The sequence below is a fragment of the Patescibacteria group bacterium genome (genome assembly GCA_041649475.1).
Classification (GTDB): domain Bacteria; phylum Patescibacteriota; class Patescibacteriia; order Magasanikbacterales; family GWA2-37-8; genus JBAZNA01.
In genome coordinates this window covers 538,919-559,712 of sequence record JBAZNA010000001.1, presented here as the reverse complement: position 1 = coordinate 559,712, position 20,794 = coordinate 538,919, and the positions used below count along the sequence as shown (strand labels likewise).

Genomic DNA, 20,794 nt, shown 5'->3' with positions numbered 1-20,794 from the left:
AATTTATGTAGGCGTTTAATTTAGGCGATAAATCCGCCGGCTTGAACCTGCCAGAGGCGATTATAGATTCCTGATTTATTTTTTAGAAGTATTTTATGACTGCCCTCCTCGGCAATGCCGCCTTCGGTAATAACCACAATTCTGTCCATTTTCATTATAGTGGACAGCCGATGGGCTATCACAATCACTGTTTTGCCCTTTATAAGGGTGTTTAAAGCGTCTTGGATGAGCATCTCGGACTCTGAATCCAAACTGGAGGTGGCCTCGTCTAGGACCAAAATTGGGGCGTTATGAAGAATGGCCCGGGCAATGGCCACGCGCTGTCTTTCACCACCGGATAACTTGATGCCGCGTTCGCCCACGAATGTTTGATACCCGTCAGCCGTTTCTTTGATAAATTCATGACAATGAGCCAGTTTGGCGGCCTCAATTACCTCTTTTTCAGTTGCCTCTGGTCTTCCATATCTAATATTTTCCAACAAACTGCGGTGAAACAAAATTGGATCCTGTGGAACCATACTGATATTTTTCCACAAACTTTCTTGGGTTACTTTGGAAATTTTTTGACCGTCAATTAAAATTTTTCCCCCGGTTACGTCGTACATACGTAACAGTAGCCGGACAATGGTTGTCTTCCCTGCTCCGGACGGGCCCACCAAAGCCACCTTTTCTTTTGGTTCAATTTTTAGATTGAATTTAGAAATAATTTTTCTGGTTTCATTGTAGTTAAAACTGACATCCTTAAATTCAATTTTACCTTCTTTGACGATTAGATTTGACGCATTCTGTATATCCGTTATTTCATGCGGGGTGTTTAATATCACAGTCATTTCTTCGGCATCGGCTAAGTTTTCATAGACCGCTTTTATAACTCTGCCAAAATCCCACATCCTTGACACTATAATACCTAAGTATGATTGGATTAACACAAAATCGCCAATGGTTAAGGATTGTTTTTTCCACAACACAATTGCTAAATAAAAAATGCCGATATCTAACGCAACTGATAAAATACCTTGTATACCTTCAAAAATATTGGCTAAATTCCAAGTTTTAACTCTGTACTTCTTAAAATTTTGAATCGCATTATCAAAATTTTTAAGCTCCCTATTGTAGCCGCCAAATAATCTGATGTTAACATTATTTGTTACGGTATCAGCTAGTAATCCGCTTATTTTACTATCGGCTTCGTTACGTTTTAGATCATATTTTAGTTTATATTTGGAAAAGACAATATTAATTATCATGAAAACCACAATCCAAATAACCATGCCTATGCCTACCCAGATATTTTTTTGAAGAAGAATAATAATTATGGCTATTATACTAACTGCAAGTTGCATTAAATTAAACACCACTATATCCGAAATACTTTCAAAAGCTCTGGTGAATCGACTCACTTTTTTTGTTAGTGAACCCACGAAATTATTATTAAAAAAGCTGAAAGAATGTTTTTGTAAGTATTTAAAACAACTATTTGAGAGTGCCGCCGAGACCTCCGATGTAAAGTGCGTATCGGCAAAACTTACAATTCTCCATATTAGCCACTGAATAAGTTCTAAGATGCCAATAGCGATAAGGGTATTAATTAAAATTTTAACGACGGCATCTTGGCTTGATCCGCTGGCTAAAGCGTCAAAAAAAGTTTTGTAATATAGTGGTATGATTATATTAACTACAGACACAGCTATCATGGAAATAAATACAATAAGACCAGCAACTTTAAATTGTTTGATATGCCGCCAATAAATTTTGAGTGTTTGTTTAGTGTTGTCCTTCATACGTGTTTATGTTTTTCTTTCCCTGATGCAACCAGCAGTGCGTGATATTCTTGAAATAATTTGGCTGATTTATTTTTCTTTAAATTTGTCTCAAAAAAATGTCTATAATCATCATATTCGGGAAAACTTATATTGTAGGCGTGGCACAATCGGCGTGTGTACTCGTCAATAACGAATATTGGTTTGTTTAGCGCGTATAAAATAATTGAATCAGCGGTTTCTTTGCCAATCCCCCACAGATCAAGGAGTTTGGCACGGACAGTTTTAATTTGGTATTTTTTTAACTTAGTCAGATCGCCATTGTAATTTTCAACCAGCCAGCGACAGAATATTTTTAGCTTTTTAGTTTTCTGTTTGTAATATCCGGCCGGTCTGATCAGGGTTTGAAGTTTTCTGGTGTTTAATTTTAGAATTAATTCGGGTTTTAGTGGTTCGGCTTGGTGTAAATTGGAAATTGCTTTGGCCACGTTTTTCCACGCGGTATTTTGGGTTAGAATAGCGCCAACGGCGATTTCAAAATACGGATCATGGCAGTTTTTATCAGTATTTCCAATAATCGGCCACCACCCCTGCGGTCCGTAAATCCTGTAAAGCCGTTTATATACTTTAAAAACATCCATAAAATTATGGATTTTCCGTTAAGTTGTGGAAGAAATTACTCTGGTTTGCAACTGCAACCACAACCGGCATCACATTCACAACAATGGGTACAAAGAGCATCATTGCAGATACAGCGATCCTCTTCGTGCTCTAATGGCATCTCGCATTTAGAGCATTTTTCCATAAATGTATGGATTATGGATTAAAAATAGACAGGTGTACTATAGCAAAATGGGAAAGGGGGCGCAAGAGAGATAAACAAAATAGCCACCTCTGTTGAGATGACCATTTTGGTGGACCTATGGGCCTGTATGCATGTAGTAATTGAATATATTTTATACAATCTCTCTAATTTGTCAACTAGTAATTTTATCCACAAGTAATTTACTTCATCTGTGGCAAATTTTTGTACTTCTTCGCCACCCGGATTTTGTTCATCTCTCTATCAATCACTGCCTGTAATTTGGCATAATCAACATCCTGTTTGTTCACAGCTTCTTTCATCTGCTGTTCGGCGCGTTTTCTGGCTTCCTCCGCTTTAGCAACATCAATTTCTTCAGCTCTTTCGGCATGGTCGGCTAAAATGACAATTTCATTTTCTCCGCGCACTTCCAAAAATCCGCCGGAGACGGCAATGGCATTGTCGCCGTCTTTGTCTTTGATTTTTAACTCCCCGGCTTTAAGGATGGAAACCAAAGGGATGTGTTGTGGAAGCACGGTAATCTCACCATCCATTGTCGGGATAGAAACCTGAAAGATGTCGTTTTCATAAACCGTCTTCTCCGGAGTAACGATTTTGAACTTGAGCATATTATTTTACATCATCAATTGAACCCTTCATATAGAATGCCTGTTCCGGCTTGTCATCATGCTTGCCGTCCAAAATTTCTCTAAAGCCACGCACGGTGTCGGCCAATTTTACGTATCTGCCTTCAGTGCCGGTGAATGTTTCGGCAACGAAGAATGGCTGTGTCAAGAATCTCTGAATTTTTCTGGCGCGCTGAACAATAATTTTATCGTCATCGGATAATTCCTCCATACCCAGGATGGCAATGATATCTTGCAAGTCCTTATATCTCTGCAACACTCTTTGCACTTCAAGGGCGGTTCGGTAATGTTCTTCACCGACGATGTTGGGATCAAGGATGGTTGAATTTGAGTCCAACGGATCCACGGCCGGATAAAGACCTAACTCTGTCAAAGACCTGTTTAATACAACGGTTGAGTCCAAGTGGGCAAAGGTTGTGGCCGGAGCCGGGTCTGTAAGGTCATCAGCTGGCACATAAACGGCCTGTACAGAGGTGATGGAACCTTTTTCAGTTGAAGTGATGCGTTCTTGCAAACCGCCCATTTCACTGGCCAAAGTAGGTTGATAACCGACGGCTGATGGCATGCGTCCGAGCAAAGCCGAAACCTCTGAACCGGCTTGGGTGAAACGGAAAATATTATCAATGAAAAGCAATAAATCTTTGCCTTCCTCATCGCGGAAATATTCAGCCATTGATAAGGCGGTTAAAGCCACGCGCGCGCGGGCGCCAGGTGGTTCGTTCATTTGACCAAAAACCAGAGCGGTCTTGGCCAGCACACCCGAATCTTTCATTTCTTTATACAAATCATTTCCTTCACGGCTTCTCTCGCCTACTCCGGCAAACATTGAATAACCACCGTGTTCCTGGGCGATGTTTCTGATCAGTTCCTGGATAACTACGGTTTTTCCTACGCCGGCGCCGCCGAACAAGCCAATTTTTCCGCCTTTCAAAAACGGACAAATCAAGTCAATAACTTTAATACCGGTTTCCAGAATTTCCGTTTTGGTTGATTGTTGTTTAAAGGTCGGAGCTTTGCGGTGAATTGGATACTTCTTTAATTCCTTGGCCTCTCCCAAGCCGTCAATTGGCGCGCCGGTGACATTAAACATTCTGCCTAAAGTGGTTGGCCCAACCGGAACTAAAATAGGTTCGCCGGTATCAACTGCTTCGGCATCTCTTTGTAAACCATCAGTTGTGCTCATAGCCACGGTTCGCACCATGTTTGAGCCCAAATGCTGTTGCACTTCCAGCACCAGGGTTTCGCCGTTTGGCATTTTCACTTCCAGAGCGTTAAAAATGCCCGGCAAATTTTCCGGAAAATGCACGTCTACTACTACACCGATAATCTGTGAAATGGTTCCTTTGTTCATAAAGTTTTGATATTAAATTGATTTTTTATTTATCCCAGCGCGGCGGCTCCACCGGAAATTTCAGCAATTTCCTGGGTGATGCTCGCCTGTCTGGCTTTGTTAAAGTTTAATTCTAACTCTTTAATAATATCATCAGCCGCGTCAGCCGCGTTTCTCATAGCCATCATCCGGGCGCTGTGTTCACTGGCGTTTGATTCAAGCATGGCCTGATAAATCTGTGTCTCCACCAATCTTGGTAAAATAATTTTTAAAACTTCACCTTTGTTCGGTTCAAATAGATAATGGCGCAGAGCTAGTTGCTTTGAATCTTCTTTTACTTTTTCTTCAGGTTTGTTTTGCCCCAGTTCACTAATCATTTTTTCTAAATCAACTTCGGAAATCGGCAAGACCTGGCGCAATTTAGCCACTTGCGCAATGGTTGATTTAAAATCCGTATAAGCCACCACCACTTTGTCGTAATTTTTCTTTTCGTATTCTTCTATAATCATTCGGGAAATCGGCATGACATCTTCAAAGGTGGGGGTGTCGGAAAGCTGGGTAAAAGACGCGATTAAATTTGCTCCCATCTTTTTGGCAAAATCCGCGCCTTTCTTGCCAATTCCAACCACGTCAACTTCAACTTTTTCACTGGGTTTGACATCCACGCCTTTTATTCTTTGTTTGCTGATATTTTGTGGATTCTTTAATTGCTCGGCGGTTTTTCTGATAATATTTGAATTAAAACTGCCGCACATGCCCCTATTTGAGGTGATCAAAATAATCAGTAATTTTTTTACCGGCCGAATATCCAATAAAGGCAAAACTGCTTTCTGGGTGATTGATAAATTTACCAGCAAATCCCAAGCCAGAGTCGCATAGGTTCTGGTATCTAACGCGGCTGATACGGCTTTGCGCATTTTGGCGGCGGCAACCATTTCCATGGCTTTGGTGATTTTCTCAATACTGCCGACTGATTTTATTCTGCGCTTGATTGCTTTGGTATTTACCCCCATAGTTTACTTTTTAAACTCCTCACAGGCCGATTTTAATTCGGCCTCAACTTTTTCATCCCATTCGCCTTTGGCGATTTTTTCCAGTAATGGTTTTTTGTATTTATTCATGAAATCAGCCAGCTTTTTTTCCGCAACCGGCACATCTTTAACTTCAACAGAATCAAAGTAGCCATTATTTACGGCGTAAATGGCAACCACCTGATTTTCAACCGGCACCGGCTGATATTGTGGTTGTTTTAGTAATTCAGTAATGCGCTGTCCGCGACTGATTTGCTTTTTGGTTTCCGGATCCAAGTCGCTGGCAAATTGGGCAAAGGCCTCAAGTTCTCTAAATTGGGCCATAGCCAATTTTAACTTGCCGGCAACTTTTTTCATTGGTTTGATTTGAGCATCGCCGCCGACGCGCGATACGGAAATGCCGACGTTTAAAGCCGGACGAATGCCGCGAAAGAATAAATCTGTTTCCAAGAAAATTTGACCATCGGTAATGGAAATCACATTGGTTGGAATATACGCAGTCACATCACCGGCCTGGGTTTCAATTATTGGCAAAGCGGTGATTGAGCCACCGCCTGCTTCTTTGTTTCGTCGGCAAGCACGTTCAAGCAAACGAGAGTGTAAGTAGAATACATCGCCGGGGTAGGCCTCGCGTCCCGGTGGTCGGCGAAGCAATAGTGAAATTTCACGATAGGCCCAGGCCTGTTTGGATAAGTCGTCATATACGCACAACACATCCTTGCCTTGATCCATAAAATATTCAGCCATAGCCACGCCGGCGTATGGGGCAATGTATGACAAAGAAGCGGGCTGGGAAGCGCCAGCAACAACCACGATGGTGTAATCCATGGCGCCGGTCTCTTTGAGTTTGGCCACAATGCGGGCAACCTTTGATTCTTTTTGACCAATGGCAACATACACACAAATCATGTCTTTGCCTTTTTGGTTGATGATAGTGTCGATGGCCACGGCGGTTTTGCCGGTTTGACGGTCGCCGATTATAAGTTCGCGCTGTCCGCGTCCGATTGGGATCATAGCGTCAATGGCTTTGATACCGGTTTGGACAGGTTGGCTTACCCGCTGGCGGGCCATAACGCCCGGAGCGATTTTTTCAATCGGATAAAATTTGCTGGTTTTTAATTCCTTGCCACCATCAATAGCCAAACCCAATGGGTTGACCACGCGGCCGATTAACTCTTCGCCCACCGGTACGGACAAAATTCTGCCGGTTCTTTTGACAATATCCCCTTCTTTAATGTGTTCGTATTCACCCAAAAGCACACAACCAATGGTTTCTTCCTCAAGATTCAAAGCTAAACCAAAGGTTCCGCCCGGAAATTCAATCATTTCACTGGCCTGGCATTTGGTTAAGCCGGAAACGCGGGCAATGCCGTCGCCAACTTCAATAACTTTGCCGGTTTCTTCTTTGGCAACTTCTTTTTGAAATTGGGCAATATTTTTTCGTAGTTCCTCTACTATGGAATTTGTAGACATATCTATTTAGTTAATGTTTGTTTTAATCTTTGTAATTGATTTTTTATGCTGGCGTCTAAAATCACATCATCAACTTTCAGGCGCAAGCCGCCGATTAAGTCCTTATTTATTGTTTCGGTAATTTCCGATTTGGCGCCAAAAACCTTTCGTATTTTCTCAATTGTGACCGGTTCTAATTTGCGCGCCGATTCAACTTCAATTTCTTTTATCCCTCCGGCCTTTTTTGAATACTTTACGAATTCTTCAATAATGTACTCAATTTTTTTTAAGCGGTGATCTCTTTGCAAAATACCCAAAAAACTATTCACAATTTCAGTCAGATTATGGGCTGACATACCTTTGGTCGCTTCAAAAAGCGCTTTGGCGTATTGTTTATTGCTGGTTTTTTTCATAAGCGAAATGAGTGAGCAAAATGAAAATTTATTTTCATTTTCGAACGAATGAGCTTATATGGGCGTAGCCCATATAATTTTACTTCAAGCTTTTGATTGTTTCCTCAATTAATTTATGATCCTTAGTCCCATCCATTTTTTCCGGTAAAATTTTGGCAATGGCCTCAATCACCAGATTGACTGCCTCTTTTTTTACCTCACCCAGCATTTCTTCCCGTTCAACTTTAATGTTCTTTTTGGCCTGATCAATCAAGCCCTCAATTTCTTTTTTTGATTTGGCTTTTAATTCTTCACCTAGTTTAGAGGCCTCGGCCTGGGTTTTGTCTATCACTTTATTGGCTTCAACTTTGGCCTGATCAATGCGTTCCTGATATTTTTTATCGCTCATGATTAAATTGGCTTCAATTTTTTTGGCATTATCAATACTTTGGTCAATCATTTTTTGGCGTTCGGCCATTTTTTTGGTCAACGGCTTTAAAATCAAAAACCACAAAATTATGGCTACAACGGCAAAGTTGATCAGCTGAAAAATAAACAAGGTGCCATTTATGCCAAGAGAAGCTAAAACGCCTTCACTTGACGAAGTGGCCTCGGCTGCTGCCTCCGCACCCGCGGCTAAAGCTGTGTTGATAAATATCATATCTTTTCTTTTAAATAATTTTATCAAGCCAGACCTTTATAGATCTGGCCGGGAAAATTACAAAGTAAACACTACAACCAAAGAATAGATGGCAATTGACTCGGCAAAAGCGGCGCCCAAGAGCATTGGCACGAATAATTTGTCAGAGGCCTCCGGATTGCGGCCAATGGCTTCCATGGCCTTGGCAACCAGCATACCAATGGCTAGAGCCGGCGCAAAACCGCCGATAGCCATGGTTATACCTTTTGCTAATGTCACGATTGATGCGTGATCCATATTCGTAATGAGTGAGAGAAAAAGTTAAATGTGTTTAACTTTTTCCGAACGAATTAGAATATATACAACTTATATATTTTTTGACCTTTCTTAATATTATTTTTCAGACGAAGGAAAAATAATATGATTAATAAATAAAAAAATTAATGCGCGTGTTCCGTTTCAGCATGTTCGCCGTGCGGCGGTGATGTGGCAACTGTTAAATATACTAAAGTTAGCATGGTAAATACACTGGCCTGAATTAAACCGACCAACATTTCCAGCACCATAAACGGTGTTGGGAGTAGTAGAGCAATAATGCTGCTGATAACGGTTATCAGGACCTCTCCGGCAAACAGATTGCCGAACAACCTTAATGACAGTGATAAAACCTTAGCAAATTCGCTGATAATCTCTATAAGCCCCACGGCTAATCCTATAATCGCGGTAAAAATCGCCACCGGCCCTTTGCGCAAGCTTTTGATAAACGTGCCAATCTGGATGAATTTGTTGATATAGGTAAAAAATCCGACTGTGATCAGCCCGAAAATATGAGAAATTACCACCGAAGAAATAGCCATGGCCGCGGTGAGGTTTAGATCGGTGTTGGCCGGGCGGAGCAGCGGCGCTTCACCAATATGAATACTGCCGGTACCGGGAAGAAGACCCATCCAGTTTGAGAGCAGAATAAAGAAGAAAACCGAACCGACCAGCGGCAGAAACTTCAGTGTTTTTTTGCGATCGCCGGTTACCTGATCAAAATATCCCAATAAAATTTCCAAAAAATATTCCCAAAAATTTTGTAATTTGCCCGGTTTTAAATTTATTTTTTTGCGTAAAATCAAACCTACTATTAGAAAAATTGCGATTGCAATCCAGACATTTAAAATTGTATTAGTGATTGGCAGCGGCCCAATGTGGAAAAGGACTTCCGCTGACAATGTAGGCAATTGCATATATTATTTTTTATCGTTCATTCTTTTATACTCGGCTCCGTATAAAGTGGCTTTGTTTTTTATAATCTTTATAGTGATAAGAGCGGCGAGGACAAAGCCCAGGATTGTAAATAACGGTGTTGTGTTGTATCTGCCGTCTAAATAATGGCCGATTATGACGAATAGGACTACCGGAACTGCAATTGAGATGCCGAAATCGCCAAGTATCTTAAACGCAAACAGATAGTATTCGCGGCTGGTAGTTTTTTGCGGTTTCTGTTCGTCCATAGATAGTTTTTTAAGGGCGACCATATTTTACTAAAAATCCCCTGACAAGTCAAGGGATTTTTATGAACAGCTTTTTCGCGTTGCCAAATACAATATTTTCAATGTCTGCCAAGGGTTGTCCGCGAGTTTCTGCAATCTTTTTGGCCACTTCTTCCACCATCCACGGTTCGCATCTTTGGCCGCGGTAGGCCTGGGGAGCGAGATAGGGCGCGTCAGTTTCAATTAAAATACGATCCGAAGGGCAATTTTTAACAACTTCCAGTAAATCAATCTGTGATTGTGGGTCGGTTTTCTTAGGCGGAAAAGTGATGACGCCGGTAAATCCAAGATACAATCCCATGTCCAAATATTTTTGGGCATTTTCCCAATTACTGGTATAGCAATGGACAACGCCTTTCAAATTTTGTTGTTTTTCTAAAATTTCAATTATTTCTTTATGTGCGTCCCTGACGTGGATAACAAGAGGCAGATCTAATTCTTGGGCTAATTGAATTTGCGCCAAAAAAATCTCTTTTTGTTTTTCCAAAAACTTTTCTTTATCTATATTTTCCGGTACGTGATAAAGTTCAAGCCCGCATTCCCCTATCGCGATCACTTTGGGATGAGAAGCTAATTTTTTATAAAACCCATAATCAAAATCCTCTTCTCTTGATTTAAATTTTATTTCTTCTTCATCAACTTCGTTTTCATGCGTATGAATTGGGTGCAGACCCACCGTGGCATAAATAAAATCATACTTTTCGGCGTATTCAACTGCCCGCAAGCTGGTATCGCGTTGTGAACCAACTGCATTCAAAACCATGCCTTTTTCTTGGCAGCGTTTTAAAACCTCGTCGGCATCATCTTTATAGGCATTAAATTGAATGTGACAGTGAGTGTCAATCAACATAATTATTTTATCTTCTCCATCTCCTCTATAGCCAAATCCAGAACTTTATTACCGGCGGCTACGTCTTCAGATGTCACCAAAGTTTGCAAAACAAAATTCATGTTTGTATATTTTTTAAAAAAATTTTCAAAATCATCGGGCGGTACTTGTTGCTTTGATGTTAAAATTTTACAAACTTGATCAATAAGACCTACGACCCCTTGAAACCAGTTTTTTTGGCATTTATGTGTAATCTTTTTACCCCCAACTATTTCTGTAGGAATTTCTTCAATATAGTCATTGCGCAGATGTTTCAAGGTGGTTTTTACATAACTAATCCTTGATTCCGGGGTTATTATCATGTCATTTAGTTCAGACATATTTTTACATTATTTTATCCACCGTGCTTTGAAGCATTTTTAAAGCATCAGGAATAAGAGGTAATAAAAGCGTAACCGTTCGCACCAAAGGCGGTGCTAAAAAGGAATTGGCCATCTGCTCCATAAACCAGGGGCTGATTGGAAATCTGGCGATAAAGTATAAAATGAGACCTAAGAAAAACACGCCTTCGGCGGTGCCAAAAAGCAAACCCAATAATTTGTCCAAGCCCTTAATGCCCGGCAGTTTTGTGACTAAACCAAGAATTTTTTCGCCCAGCCAAAAGATAACCGAAATTAATTTTACGATAATTATAAAAACCAGAATAAAAAAGATTACTTTGGCCCAGTTTTGATTCCAACCGGTTGATTGTATAATCCAAGTCGCGACCGGTTCGTATAATCTGGTGGCGATATAAATTCCGACAATAGTTCCTATCAGGGATAATACCGCATGTACCAAGCCATACCATAATCCGGCCAGGGCAAAACCGGCAATGATTACTATAAGGGCGATATCAAGATAGGACATAAATATTAATTTAATCGCGGAAATAATGCTTCCGGTTTTTGAATTTTGTTGCCCACTAAAATCGGCACCCAATTTTTCTGTTCATCCAGCTGTTTGCCCAGTTCTTTTGATATATCCAAACCAAGCTGGACAAATATTTTTTCTGCGGTTTCAGGCATAACCGGCCAAATCATTACGGCAATATGACGCAAGGCCTCGGCCAAGTGATGCAATAAATTTTGCACTTCTTCTGTTTTTCCGGCTTTAATTAAAGCCCAGGGTTGCTTTTCAGTTATAAGCTGATCGCAGTAAGACAAAAATTTCCACACTGCATCCAGGGCCTTGTCAAAACGCCAGACAGTCATATTTTTTACGTATTCCGGCCAAACATCTTTAGATAAAAACTTTATCAAATCTTTATCAGTTTTAGTCATATCCGGGACGACTGAATCGCAATATTTTTCAATCATGACCAAGATGCGATTGGTTAAATTGCCGATGCCATTAGCCAGGTCGGCGTTATATCTTTCTTCGAATTTCGCGTAGGAAAAATCACCGTCATTGTCAAAAGGGATTTCTCGGGCAAAAAAGTAACGCAGAGCATCCAGCGGATATTTGTCGGTAAGTTCAACCGGATTGATGACATTGCCGACTGTTTTGCTCATTTTTTGTCCGTCAACGTAAATAAAACCATGAACGGCAATTTGTTTGGGCAGTTCCAATCCAACGGACATGAGCATCGCCGGCCACAAAAGCGAGTGAAAACGATTAATATCTTTTCCAACCACATGCACGTCCGCGGGCCAATATTTATCAAATAAATTCTGATTTTCTGAACCCCAGCCCAGAGCGGTGATATAATTTGTCAGCGCGTCAAACCAAACATACATTACCTGCGAATCATCACCGGGCACTGGCACGCCCCACGGCAATTTTTCTTTTGATCTGGAGATGCTGATATCTTCCAAACCGCTTTTTAAAATATTTTTTATCTCGTTATACTTCACTTCCGGATAAACAAAATCTGGTTTTTCCTTAAATAAAAATTCCAACGGTTCCTGATATTTGGAAAGCCGGAAAAAATAATTTTCTTCTTTAACAACTTCCAAAGTTAAATTCGGATGATCTGGACACTTGCCGTCCACCAAATCCTTTTCCGTTTTAAACGCTTCACAGCCCATGCAGTATAAACCGGAATATTCTTTTTTGTAGATATCCCCGCTTTCCTGGGCTATTTGCCAAAATTTTTGCGCGCGCTCCATGTGCCGCTCTTCAGTGGTGCGGATAAAATCATCATTGGAAATATTCCATTGATCGGCCAAATTTTGAAACATGGCGGATTTTTCGGCGGCAAACTTTTCAACCGGCTGGCCGGCGACTTTGGCGGTTTTATAGATCTTTTGGCCGTGTTCATCGGTGCCGGTTAAAAAATACACGTCTTTCCCTAAAAGTCGCTGATACCGTGCCATTATGTCCGCCTTTAACAGTTCCAAAGCCACAAAACCGATGTGCGGATCCGCGTTGGCATAAGGAATTGAGGTCGTGAGATAAAATTTTTCTTGCATATTTATGATATTACTAAAACAAACTCCCCTTTTTCCGGGATATTCATTTGTAAAATTTGTTCTATTGTGCCCCGGTAAGTACTTTCAAACTTTTTTGTCAGTTCGCGGCAGATTACCAACTTTGTTTCCGGTTTTAAATATTCCTTTAATTCATTCAGGCATTTTGTAATTCTATGGCTTGATTCATAAAATACAACCGTATAATCCATGCTCGCCACTTCTTTAAAGTATTTTTGCCGTTTATTTTTATGCGGAGGAAAACCCATAAAAACAAATTTGTCGGTCGGAAATCCGGAAATGCTTAAGGCGGAAATAGCGGCGTTTGGACCAGGAATGGGAATTATTTCAATTTGTTGGTTTTTATTTACCAAATCCCTGATTAATAAATTGCCCGGGTCGCTTATGCCCGGCGTGCCGGCATCGGTCACCAAAGCTAGATTTTTACCTTCATTCAATAACTCAATAATTTCGTGCAATTTTTTTGCATCACTGTGCTGATGATAACTTATCAGTGGCCGGTTGATTTCATAATGATTAAGCAGATTTTTGGTCACCCGCGTGTCTTCGCATAAAATAAAATCAACACTTTTCAATGTTTCCAAAGCTCGCAGTGTAATATCATCCAGATTGCCAATTGGAGTGGCAACTATATATAACTTACCGGACATAAATTTAACGGTTATCACCACTGCCGCCAATAACCCCGCGATCCAGTCGTGAATACAATTTTTCTATATTTTTATTCGCGATTTGATCCAGAGACAGGCCGAACTCGGTTGCGAGTTGGGATACATACCACAAAACATCTCCCAATTCTTTTTCAATTTCCTGTTTTTTTTGCTCGTCAATTTCGCTGTTATTGTCTCTGATTAGTTTTTTTACTTTTTCCGCCACTTCCCCGGCTTCGCCGGCCAACCCCAAAGTCGGATAAATAAAATTATGACCCGGGTTTGGATAAATCACGGTTTTTCGGCTGGCGGTCTGGTATTCTTCAAAATTCATATTAATTAATCAATTAGAGAAATAGCAATAACCGGGCAGGAATCACAAGCCATTTTGATTGTTTGTTCATCGTCCCCTGTTTCATTATACACCTCGGCCTTGCCTTCGTCATTCATTCTGAAGGTTTTACCGGCAATAGCTACGCAAGTTCCACAGCCAATACATAGCTCCTTGTCTATTTTTGGTTTAGGCATAAATTTCAGCTTTAAAATTATTCTAGACAATACTTTTCGGTATAGAATCTGATAAGCTCTTCAATATCCGGGATTGCTTTCGGGTCTCCCACTCCTACTTTTAATTTCTTCTGAACGTCTTCCAAAGTGTGGGCGCCCTCAAGTACGGCTTCCTCAATGTCTTTGTCGGTGATATTCAACTTATGGTCAATGATTTTGGCACCAGCCGTCAAAACTCTCTGGTGCTGGCCGGTTTTTCTAAAGTAATCATTAATCGCGGCTTGTAACGCCTTATCTCCAAGCACCGAACAATGAATTTTTCTATCAGGCAAACCGCCCAGTCGCGCCAAAATATCCTGCGGTTTTAAATTAAGGGCATTGTCAATTTTCATACCGCCTTTTTCAGTGATCATTTCACTCATAACTGAGGTAGAGGCAATGGCACTGCCACAGCCAAAAGTTCGCCAGCGGCAATCTTTAATTTTTTCTGTTTTTGGGTCAATATTTAACCACAACACCATCTCATCGCCGCAAGCCGGAGAGCCGACCCGACCCATGCCGTTATATTTAAACTTTTCTTCTTCGCCATAATGCATGAAGTTGCGCGGATTGAAAAAATGATCCTTGACAATATCAGAATAAACCCAGCCGCCGCCGCCACTCGCGCGGATGTCAACTTCTTCTTTTAGATTTTGTTTTTTGATGGTTTTTTTTGGCATATTATTATGGTTCGCCTCTATTTGTATTTGGCGTGTTGCTGTTGTTTTAAATGAACCGGTGAAATTTCTCGCAAAGTTTTTACAATCAAAGGCAAATACTTCATTAAATAATCAACATCCTCTTTGTTGTTAGAGTGACCAAAAGTAAAGCGCAAACTGCCGTGCGCGTATTCATAAGCCAAACCCATGGCGGTTAAGACATGCGACGGCTCCAATGATTCTGAAGTGCAGGCCGAACCGGTTGAACACATGATTCCATATTCGTCCAAATACAGCAGCAAGGCCTCGCCTTCCACATCCATAAAAGTGACGTTTAAGTTGTTTGGCAACCGGCTGTCCCCTATTTCCGGACCGTTTAACTTCACATCAGTTATTTCTTTTTGAATTTTATTCCATAAATATTTTACCAAATCCTGTAAACGTTTACTCTCTTTTTCTTTATTGGCTTGGACCAGTTCCAGGGCTTTGGCAAAACCAACAATACTGGCCACATTTTCAGTTCCGGATCGCAGTTTTCGTTCCTGCCCGCCGCCTAAAATAATCGGTTTTATTTGCACACCCCGGCGCAAATACAACATACCAATTCCTTTTGGCCCGTAAATTTTACTGCCGTTTAAAGTCATTAAATCAACGTGTAATTTTTCTACGTCTAAATTTAAAAATCCGGAGGCCTGACAGGCATCAGTATGAAAAAACGGATACGGTGTGTTATTTGTTTTTCTGTATTTCAAAAGTTCCCGGCCAATTTCATCAATCGGTTCTATCGCGCCCATTTCGTTGTTGGCAAACATTACGGAAATTAAAACTGTGTCCGGACGGATGGCTTTGATGATATCCTGGGCGGAAACAATACCGAATTTATCTACCGGGACATAGGTAATTTCCCAGCCCTGCTTTTTTAAATCCTCAAGCGGGCCAAGCACGGCGTGATGTTCAATTGGAGTGGAGATAATGTGTTTACCGCGATGTTGGTGGGCTTTGGCAATGCCATAAATGGCCATGTTGTCAGATTCGGTACCGCTGCCGGTAAAAAGAATGTTCTCCGGTAAAGCATGAATAAGTTCAGCCACTTTTTTGCGAGCGTCGGTTATGGCTTTGTTGGCAAACCGGCCGATGTGATACAAAGCCGAGGGGTTGCCAAAATGTTCGGTTAAAAACGGCTTCATAGCTGAAAAAACCGCCGGTTCAACATATGTCGTGGCGGCATGATCCAGATATACCTCTCTTGTTTTTTTGGCCTTTGGCAACATAGTTATACCATTTATACGGCCGAGATTTTCACTTGCTGGAGGGTCTTTATAATTTCTTTATTTAATTTTGCTGTCATGGTTCTAAATTTACATTTTTTATGATTACCGGCACATTCAATTTCGCCTAAGAGACACGGGGTAACCGCTTGTTTGCCTTCCATTATTTCAAATATCCTGTAGAGAGTCAGACCTTTTAACGGCACTTTCATCGCATAACCGCCATTGACACCCTGTTCAGCGGCAATGATACCGGCTAAATTTAATTTGCGCGCGATTTTTTGTAAAAACCAAAAAGAAATCTCTGATTCTTTGGAAAAATCTTTCAAGCTTTTAAATTTTTTACCGCCTTTACCGGATAGATATTTGATTAACTGCACGGCGTAATCCGTTTCCCGTTTTAAGCTGAACATAAGTTAAAAATAATTAATTAAAATGGTAAAGTTAAATTTAAATTGTTTTTAGGAGCGGCGGTTGGCGCGACGCTGAAATCAACAGCAAAGGGTATAACGTCTCCGGCCAGGGATTTGTAGAATAACTGCCGGTTAGCTTTGCCAAAGTCATAAAGTTCTTTGGTCACTTTCACGTCCTGCTCGCAGTATTTTTTTATTTCATCAATCTTACCTTCTTTCCACCATTTGATTGCCTGGAGCCCGTCTGCGCTTTTGGTGATATTATCCAGCGTGGCTTCGGCTACATCGCTTAATTTAAGCCGGATGCCGATGCTGTCTTTGATAATTTTCATGATGTCCAGATGCGGAATTTTGGTCAAATCGCCCAGATAGTAGTTATGCAAAATCGGCAGGTCAAAATGTTCGCTGTTATAGCCAATTAACCGGTCGGCTTTCTCCAAAATGGGCCATAAATTTTTTAATTCATCTTCGGAGAAACTGGTGTAAGTGTTTGTTTGCGAACTATATATTGAAACTACTGATATTTTGAATTTTTTAAAGTCATTATCCACGTCGGCAAAGGTGTTTTGGGTTTCAATGTCAAAAACGATTTCGTTGGGCATAATTTTTTAAATAACTAAGGACGAGCAGAACTCGCACTAATATAGTATGATATTATACTGCTTTTGTCAAATTGGGACATATCTACCGCTTTTTCCATTTCTTCAATCTGTTTGCGCCGGGCTTTGGTTTCCGGATGCTTGGCTACAAACAAACTGCAACAATCTTCGTAAGGACGGTTGGAAATTTCCAGCGTGCCGATTTTTTTGGCTGTGTTCATTATATCTTTTTTATTGGTTCCAATCAATGGAGATAAAGTTAACAAATCAGACGATGCTTCTACCACGGATATATTCTCCAGAGTTTGCGAAGCCACCTGGCCGAGCGAGTTGCCATTGGCCAAGGCCTGATATTTGTTGGCTTTGGCGATTTCACAGGCGATTTTATTGAATAATCGGCGCGTGATCAGCATTCTGTACTGTGAAGGAATCTTCATTATCACCTGTTTTTGCAGTTCGGCAAACGGGACCATAAATAGCTGAACTTCTGATTGGTAATTGGCCAGAGTTTTGGCCAGATCAAAAATTTTCTCCCCCACTTCGACTGTAACTTGCGTTTGATTTTGAAAATGAATCAGACCAACTTCGGCACCGCGGCACATTAATTTGTAGGCCGCGACCGGGCTGTCTATACCGCCGGATAATAAGCACAATACTTTGCCGGATGATTCTGTCGGCAAGCCGCCGGCGCCATCGGTTAAATTTCCATAAATAATAGCCTGATCTTTGCCGATGGCGATATTAATATCCAAATCCTGATGTTTGAGGTCAACTTTCCAACCGGTTTTTAGGCGCACATACTCCCCTATCTCATTGGCAATTTGTTTTGAGGACAAAGGAGAACTTTTATATGAGCGTTCTGAAGATATGCGGAAGGATGTGTGTTTAGAATTGGCACATTCGGGGGTTTGCAGTAATTTGTCTATGGATTTTTTTAAATCGTTGATATTATCTGCCTTAGTTATAATTGCCGGTGCAAAATTGGCTATGCCTGGAATTAAGGCCAGCCGATTGATATCTTGTTCATTTAAATCAGCGCTTAACACCATTCCGCTTTCCACTCTTCTCACATTTGCGCCGGCAAACAATTTTTCCAGATTATTTTTCAAAGCGCGATAAAAAAACGGCTGGTTAGTGCCTTTTAAAAATATTTCGTCGGGGTGGATGATGAAATTCATACCAAATAGATATGGCAATATCTTACCACTTTCGGTATAAACTTCAAGAGAATTGCCCAAACTGTTCAAATATGTTTAAATATCCCCAACCAATAATGGTATATATGTAATGCATTAAATTTAACAGTTAGAAAGGGGTTTTAACAATTTATGGAACCATACTCAATTTATATAAATCACCGTCCGTTCCGGATAGCTTTTTTAATAAACCCAAAATCAGACACTGACTGGGTTGATAAAATAATTGCCTATAATAGAGAGAAGTGGGGAGGTAAATTCAACCCTATTATTTTTACTGATGGTGTAACTATAACCGACAGCTGGTGGAAATTCTTACGAGGATATGATCCTGATATTATACATTCAACCGTTGTTTTGTCGGAAGAATTGAAAAAAAAGATTCATACATTTCTTTCTCCACTTCAAGTGGAAGAAATTCGTCCAGAAAACACTCACATAAATATTAGCAGCCATCCAATTTCCATACTTCCAACAGAAAAAAATATTTCCCAAATAGGAATTCCGCTTTTTGAAGAAAAAAATGATTTAATTTTATTTGAGGTTGTTGAAACAACCCCTGAAATAATTAAGACTTTTTTAGATAGAAATTTTGGACTTTTGAAACAGGAACCAATGATGACTTCTCAACTTAAAAAAGCACTGGAAACCTGTCATGCCAAAAAATACAAAGTTATAGATGAGCCCTCTCTAAATGAAGCCTTGCTTGACTTGGGAGATTGGCACACAAAGGCAATTTTCCCTGCTCAAATTTGTTCGTTACCAAATTCATTCAAGGAGGCTGAACATGCATATAATAATGAAAAATTTGAGATTATCGTTGGGGATACAGTGGATGAGTTTACACATTTTTGGAATCGTACCTTAGAGATGAGTACTTGGCTCAGAACTTACTTTACGCAACTATGGCTCCCAAAACAACTTGCGGAAAGCGAATTATTGAGGCCTGGACTTGGAAAATTCATTAATCGCTATGCTGGCAGTACAGGTAACCACCATGGTCAAGAGGCACATTTTACAACATTCTCACTCACTGAAACTGAAATACAAACGGTTGCAAATCTTTTTAATGCACTAATATGGCACCCAAAAAAATTTACTCTTTTTACAGAACATCCAATACCTGATTATAATTCTAGAGATTCTTACTTCTTTTTGCGACAAGGCTTAGATTTTCACCGAGCACATTCAAATGAAGAATATCTCATTTTAGACGAACCTGATGTAGAACAGGGTGTGATGGGGGGAGAAAACTGGTTTACTGATCTCTATATTCAATACCGCCCAGAGCGCTTCAAAAACATCATTGGACAAGACTATTGGTGGCAACTTCCAAAACGTAACAGTATCGTACACGATCTGCCATTCTTTAATAAAAAGGCTCGCATTAACGAACATGGAATGTTTAGTGTCTTGATGAGTCGCAAAACTAGAATTCATGGAGAAGATACTACTCTGGTTATTAAGATTCCCGAAGATAAATCAATATTTTATGCTTTGTTGTGTGGAGAAAGTTTTGATTGCATAAAAAACGGAGATAAAGAACGTTCCCTCTCTCGGCCTTTCTATCGTTTACAACGTTCAGATAAAGGTATGTATCTGTCTGGTGTTTTAGGACTTTTCCCGGACTTACTCAATGCCCACCAGCTTTTTGAAAAGCGGTATTGGAGACATATCTTTTCACGAATGTCTAATCAAAACCTCGAACAAGATGAAGATACTCAACAAAAACTTCTCAACAAGCTCACGAAAAAAATAAACTCAGGAATGGATTTTAAGGGATCAGACAGCGCAAAGAAATGGCTTGCTCATACTGTAGTTAATATTGCAAAAGACTATAGCAAGGAAGAAATCGATTTGAATTACAATATTCTTCGTGATTTGGCAAAACAAGAAACGGAGGAATACAACCAAAAACCATCTGTACAAACTATTGAATTTAATGAGGAAGACTTTAAGAATGAACTATCTGATATGATTGAATCAAATATTTTTCTTTTGGGAGTTAAGCCGCGATGCCATCGATGTGGCTATCGAATCTGGTATCAGATCAATGATATTAAACAAAAAATTAAATGCAGAGGATGTGGTTATGAATTTTCTCTACCTGCTGAACCAGAGTGGTTTTATCGCCTAAATAGTTTAATACGAGCAGCCGTGTCCCTGCATGGTACAATCCCACTACTCATTACACTCGGACAAGTTATGGGAGATGCACGATCCGCGGCTATATTTATGCCAAGCATAGAACTTTCGAAAAAGAAGGGTACAAATAAAGAAACAATTGATACTGAACTTGATCTTGTTTGTATAAAAGATGGACAGTTTGTTATTGGTGAAATTAAACAGTCTGTCAGTTTATTTGGTGTAAATGATTTTAAGAAGATGTCAGATGTGGCAAAACTTGTACGTCCGGACACAATCATATTCACCTCCATGGACAAGGAAGGGCCCAATGCCTTGGTTAAAGACAATATCAAGAAACTAAAGGAAGAATTAGCATATTTAGAGATAAATGTAGAGTGGTATCCTATTCATTATTGGGTTTTTGATCCAAGACCGGTGAGATAG

At 40.3% G+C, this 20,794-nt stretch carries 24 protein-coding genes; 1 reads left to right on the top strand and 23 read right to left on the bottom strand.

The features are described 5' to 3' along the window. Positions 1-20: 20 nt before the first annotated feature. The 23 genes from WC526_02720 to thiI all read right to left on the bottom strand — a co-directional run bounded on the left by WC526_02720 (position 21) and on the right by thiI (position 18,205). Complete coding sequence (locus tag WC526_02720) at positions 21-1,781, bottom strand: ABC transporter ATP-binding protein (protein MFA5062033.1); 1,761 nt, start codon at positions 1,779-1,781, stop codon at positions 21-23. After that, positions 1,778-2,401, bottom strand: coding sequence for a hypothetical protein (locus WC526_02715; GenBank protein MFA5062032.1), 624 nt, complete (start codon positions 2,399-2,401; stop codon positions 1,778-1,780). The genes WC526_02720 and WC526_02715 overlap by 4 nt, the downstream gene beginning before the upstream one ends. A 364-nt stretch (positions 2,402-2,765) precedes the next feature. Further along, positions 2,766-3,191 (bottom strand): ATP synthase F1 subunit epsilon, encoded by a 426-nt coding sequence (gene atpC / locus WC526_02710; GenBank protein MFA5062031.1) that lies wholly within the window; start codon positions 3,189-3,191, stop codon positions 2,766-2,768. 1 nt (position 3,192) lies between these two features. After that, positions 3,193-4,560, bottom strand: a complete 1,368-nt coding sequence (gene atpD, locus WC526_02705; GenBank protein ID MFA5062030.1) for a F0F1 ATP synthase subunit beta — start codon at positions 4,558-4,560, stop codon at positions 3,193-3,195. 29 nt (positions 4,561-4,589) lie between these two features. Further along, positions 4,590-5,552, bottom strand: coding sequence for an ATP synthase F1 subunit gamma (atpG, locus tag WC526_02700; GenBank protein ID MFA5062029.1), 963 nt, complete (start codon positions 5,550-5,552; stop codon positions 4,590-4,592). 3 nt (positions 5,553-5,555) lie between these two features. Then, positions 5,556-7,043: a F0F1 ATP synthase subunit alpha gene (atpA, locus tag WC526_02695; GenBank protein ID MFA5062028.1), complete on the bottom strand. Its 1,488-nt coding sequence runs from the start codon at positions 7,041-7,043 to the stop codon at positions 5,556-5,558. Positions 7,044-7,045: 2 nt separating this feature from the next. Next, positions 7,046-7,435, bottom strand: coding sequence for a F0F1 ATP synthase subunit delta (locus WC526_02690; GenBank protein MFA5062027.1), 390 nt, complete (start codon positions 7,433-7,435; stop codon positions 7,046-7,048). Positions 7,436-7,514: 79 nt separating this feature from the next. Then, positions 7,515-8,075, bottom strand: a complete 561-nt coding sequence (atpF, locus tag WC526_02685) for a F0F1 ATP synthase subunit B (GenBank protein MFA5062026.1) — start codon at positions 8,073-8,075, stop codon at positions 7,515-7,517. 57 nt (positions 8,076-8,132) lie between these two features. After that, on the bottom strand, positions 8,133-8,351 hold the full coding sequence (locus tag WC526_02680; protein ID MFA5062025.1) for an ATP synthase F0 subunit C: 219 nt from the start codon (positions 8,349-8,351) through the stop codon (positions 8,133-8,135). Between the two features lie 143 nt (positions 8,352-8,494). Continuing rightward, positions 8,495-9,286: a F0F1 ATP synthase subunit A gene (gene atpB, locus WC526_02675; protein MFA5062024.1), complete on the bottom strand. Its 792-nt coding sequence runs from the start codon at positions 9,284-9,286 to the stop codon at positions 8,495-8,497. Positions 9,287-9,289: 3 nt separating this feature from the next. Further along, entirely contained in the window at positions 9,290-9,577 is a 288-nt protein-coding gene (locus WC526_02670; GenBank protein MFA5062023.1) for an AtpZ/AtpI family protein, read from the bottom strand. A gap of 25 nt (positions 9,578-9,602) precedes the next feature. Beyond that, entirely contained in the window at positions 9,603-10,442 is an 840-nt protein-coding gene (locus WC526_02665; protein ID MFA5062022.1) for a TatD family hydrolase, read from the bottom strand. A gap of 2 nt (positions 10,443-10,444) precedes the next feature. Then, complete coding sequence (locus tag WC526_02660) at positions 10,445-10,801, bottom strand: hypothetical protein (GenBank protein MFA5062021.1); 357 nt, start codon at positions 10,799-10,801, stop codon at positions 10,445-10,447. A 4-nt stretch (positions 10,802-10,805) separates the two neighbouring features. After that, positions 10,806-11,330 carry a CvpA family protein gene (locus WC526_02655; GenBank protein ID MFA5062020.1) on the bottom strand — a complete coding sequence of 175 codons (525 nt, stop codon included), beginning with the start codon at positions 11,328-11,330 and terminating at the stop codon, positions 10,806-10,808. Between the two features lie 5 nt (positions 11,331-11,335). Beyond that, the gene (gene metG / locus WC526_02650; protein MFA5062019.1) at positions 11,336-12,874 is read right to left on the bottom strand and encodes a methionine--tRNA ligase; all 1,539 of its coding nucleotides are present in this window, start codon (positions 12,872-12,874) and stop codon (positions 11,336-11,338) included. Between the two features lie 2 nt (positions 12,875-12,876). Beyond that, the gene (gene rsmI / locus WC526_02645; protein MFA5062018.1) at positions 12,877-13,542 is read right to left on the bottom strand and encodes a 16S rRNA (cytidine(1402)-2'-O)-methyltransferase; all 666 of its coding nucleotides are present in this window, start codon (positions 13,540-13,542) and stop codon (positions 12,877-12,879) included. A 4-nt stretch (positions 13,543-13,546) separates the two neighbouring features. Then, the gene (locus WC526_02640) at positions 13,547-13,876 is read right to left on the bottom strand and encodes a nucleoside triphosphate pyrophosphohydrolase family protein (protein MFA5062017.1); all 330 of its coding nucleotides are present in this window, start codon (positions 13,874-13,876) and stop codon (positions 13,547-13,549) included. A 5-nt stretch (positions 13,877-13,881) separates the two neighbouring features. Then, a complete protein-coding gene (locus WC526_02635; protein ID MFA5062016.1) occupies positions 13,882-14,070 on the bottom strand; it encodes a ferredoxin in 189 nt (62 codons plus the stop codon). Between the two features lie 17 nt (positions 14,071-14,087). Continuing rightward, complete coding sequence (locus WC526_02630) at positions 14,088-14,768, bottom strand: iron-sulfur cluster assembly scaffold protein (protein ID MFA5062015.1); 681 nt, start codon at positions 14,766-14,768, stop codon at positions 14,088-14,090. Between the two features lie 17 nt (positions 14,769-14,785). Continuing rightward, a complete protein-coding gene (locus WC526_02625; GenBank protein MFA5062014.1) occupies positions 14,786-16,018 on the bottom strand; it encodes a cysteine desulfurase family protein in 1,233 nt (410 codons plus the stop codon). A gap of 11 nt (positions 16,019-16,029) precedes the next feature. Beyond that, a complete protein-coding gene (locus tag WC526_02620) occupies positions 16,030-16,428 on the bottom strand; it encodes an Rrf2 family transcriptional regulator (GenBank protein ID MFA5062013.1) in 399 nt (132 codons plus the stop codon). Positions 16,429-16,445: 17 nt separating this feature from the next. Continuing rightward, positions 16,446-17,030, bottom strand: coding sequence for a ribonuclease H-like domain-containing protein (locus WC526_02615; GenBank protein ID MFA5062012.1), 585 nt, complete (start codon positions 17,028-17,030; stop codon positions 16,446-16,448). A gap of 14 nt (positions 17,031-17,044) precedes the next feature. Continuing rightward, positions 17,045-18,205 (bottom strand): tRNA uracil 4-sulfurtransferase ThiI, encoded by a 1,161-nt coding sequence (gene thiI / locus WC526_02610; protein ID MFA5062011.1) that lies wholly within the window; start codon positions 18,203-18,205, stop codon positions 17,045-17,047. A 150-nt stretch (positions 18,206-18,355) separates the two neighbouring features. On the opposite strand from thiI, the gene WC526_02605 reads away from it, so the two are divergent. Then, positions 18,356-20,794, top strand: a complete 2,439-nt coding sequence (locus tag WC526_02605; protein MFA5062010.1) for a hypothetical protein — start codon at positions 18,356-18,358, stop codon at positions 20,792-20,794.

Bases quoted from the DNA above. Each gene is read 5' to 3' on its own strand.
- atpB (MFA5062024.1), bottom strand. From the start codon at position 9,286: ATGCAATTGCCTACATTGTCAGCGGAAGTCCTTTTCCACATTGGGCCG.
- WC526_02660 (MFA5062021.1), bottom strand. From the start codon at position 10,801: ATGTCTGAACTAAATGACATGATAATAACCCCGGAATCAAGGATTAGT.
- atpG (MFA5062029.1), bottom strand. From the start codon at position 5,552: ATGGGGGTAAATACCAAAGCAATCAAGCGCAGAATAAAATCAGTCGGC.
- atpA (MFA5062028.1), bottom strand. From the start codon at position 7,043: ATGTCTACAAATTCCATAGTAGAGGAACTACGAAAAAATATTGCCCAA.
- metG (MFA5062019.1), bottom strand. From the start codon at position 12,874: ATGCAAGAAAAATTTTATCTCACGACCTCAATTCCTTATGCCAACGCG.
- WC526_02640 (MFA5062017.1), bottom strand. From the start codon at position 13,876: ATGAATTTTGAAGAATACCAGACCGCCAGCCGAAAAACCGTGATTTAT.
- WC526_02665 (MFA5062022.1), bottom strand. From the start codon at position 10,442: ATGTTGATTGACACTCACTGTCACATTCAATTTAATGCCTATAAAGAT.
- atpD (MFA5062030.1), bottom strand. From the start codon at position 4,560: ATGAACAAAGGAACCATTTCACAGATTATCGGTGTAGTAGTAGACGTG.
- WC526_02620 (MFA5062013.1), bottom strand. From the start codon at position 16,428: ATGTTCAGCTTAAAACGGGAAACGGATTACGCCGTGCAGTTAATCAAA.
- WC526_02615 (MFA5062012.1), bottom strand. From the start codon at position 17,030: ATGCCCAACGAAATCGTTTTTGACATTGAAACCCAAAACACCTTTGCC.
- WC526_02655 (MFA5062020.1), bottom strand. From the start codon at position 11,330: ATGTCCTATCTTGATATCGCCCTTATAGTAATCATTGCCGGTTTTGCC.
- atpC (MFA5062031.1), bottom strand. From the start codon at position 3,191: ATGCTCAAGTTCAAAATCGTTACTCCGGAGAAGACGGTTTATGAAAAC.
- WC526_02720 (MFA5062033.1), bottom strand. From the start codon at position 1,781: ATGAAGGACAACACTAAACAAACACTCAAAATTTATTGGCGGCATATC.
- WC526_02630 (MFA5062015.1), bottom strand. From the start codon at position 14,768: ATGCCAAAAAAAACCATCAAAAAACAAAATCTAAAAGAAGAAGTTGAC.
- thiI (MFA5062011.1), bottom strand. From the start codon at position 18,205: ATGAATTTCATCATCCACCCCGACGAAATATTTTTAAAAGGCACTAAC.
- WC526_02625 (MFA5062014.1), bottom strand. From the start codon at position 16,018: ATGTTGCCAAAGGCCAAAAAAACAAGAGAGGTATATCTGGATCATGCC.
- atpF (MFA5062026.1), bottom strand. From the start codon at position 8,075: ATGATATTTATCAACACAGCTTTAGCCGCGGGTGCGGAGGCAGCAGCC.
- WC526_02715 (MFA5062032.1), bottom strand. From the start codon at position 2,401: ATGGATGTTTTTAAAGTATATAAACGGCTTTACAGGATTTACGGACCG.
- rsmI (MFA5062018.1), bottom strand. From the start codon at position 13,542: ATGTCCGGTAAGTTATATATAGTTGCCACTCCAATTGGCAATCTGGAT.
- WC526_02635 (MFA5062016.1), bottom strand. From the start codon at position 14,070: ATGCCTAAACCAAAAATAGACAAGGAGCTATGTATTGGCTGTGGAACT.
- WC526_02605 (MFA5062010.1), top strand. From the start codon at position 18,356: ATGGAACCATACTCAATTTATATAAATCACCGTCCGTTCCGGATAGCT.
- WC526_02680 (MFA5062025.1), bottom strand. From the start codon at position 8,351: ATGGATCACGCATCAATCGTGACATTAGCAAAAGGTATAACCATGGCT.
- WC526_02670 (MFA5062023.1), bottom strand. From the start codon at position 9,577: ATGGTCGCCCTTAAAAAACTATCTATGGACGAACAGAAACCGCAAAAA.
- WC526_02690 (MFA5062027.1), bottom strand. From the start codon at position 7,435: ATGAAAAAAACCAGCAATAAACAATACGCCAAAGCGCTTTTTGAAGCG.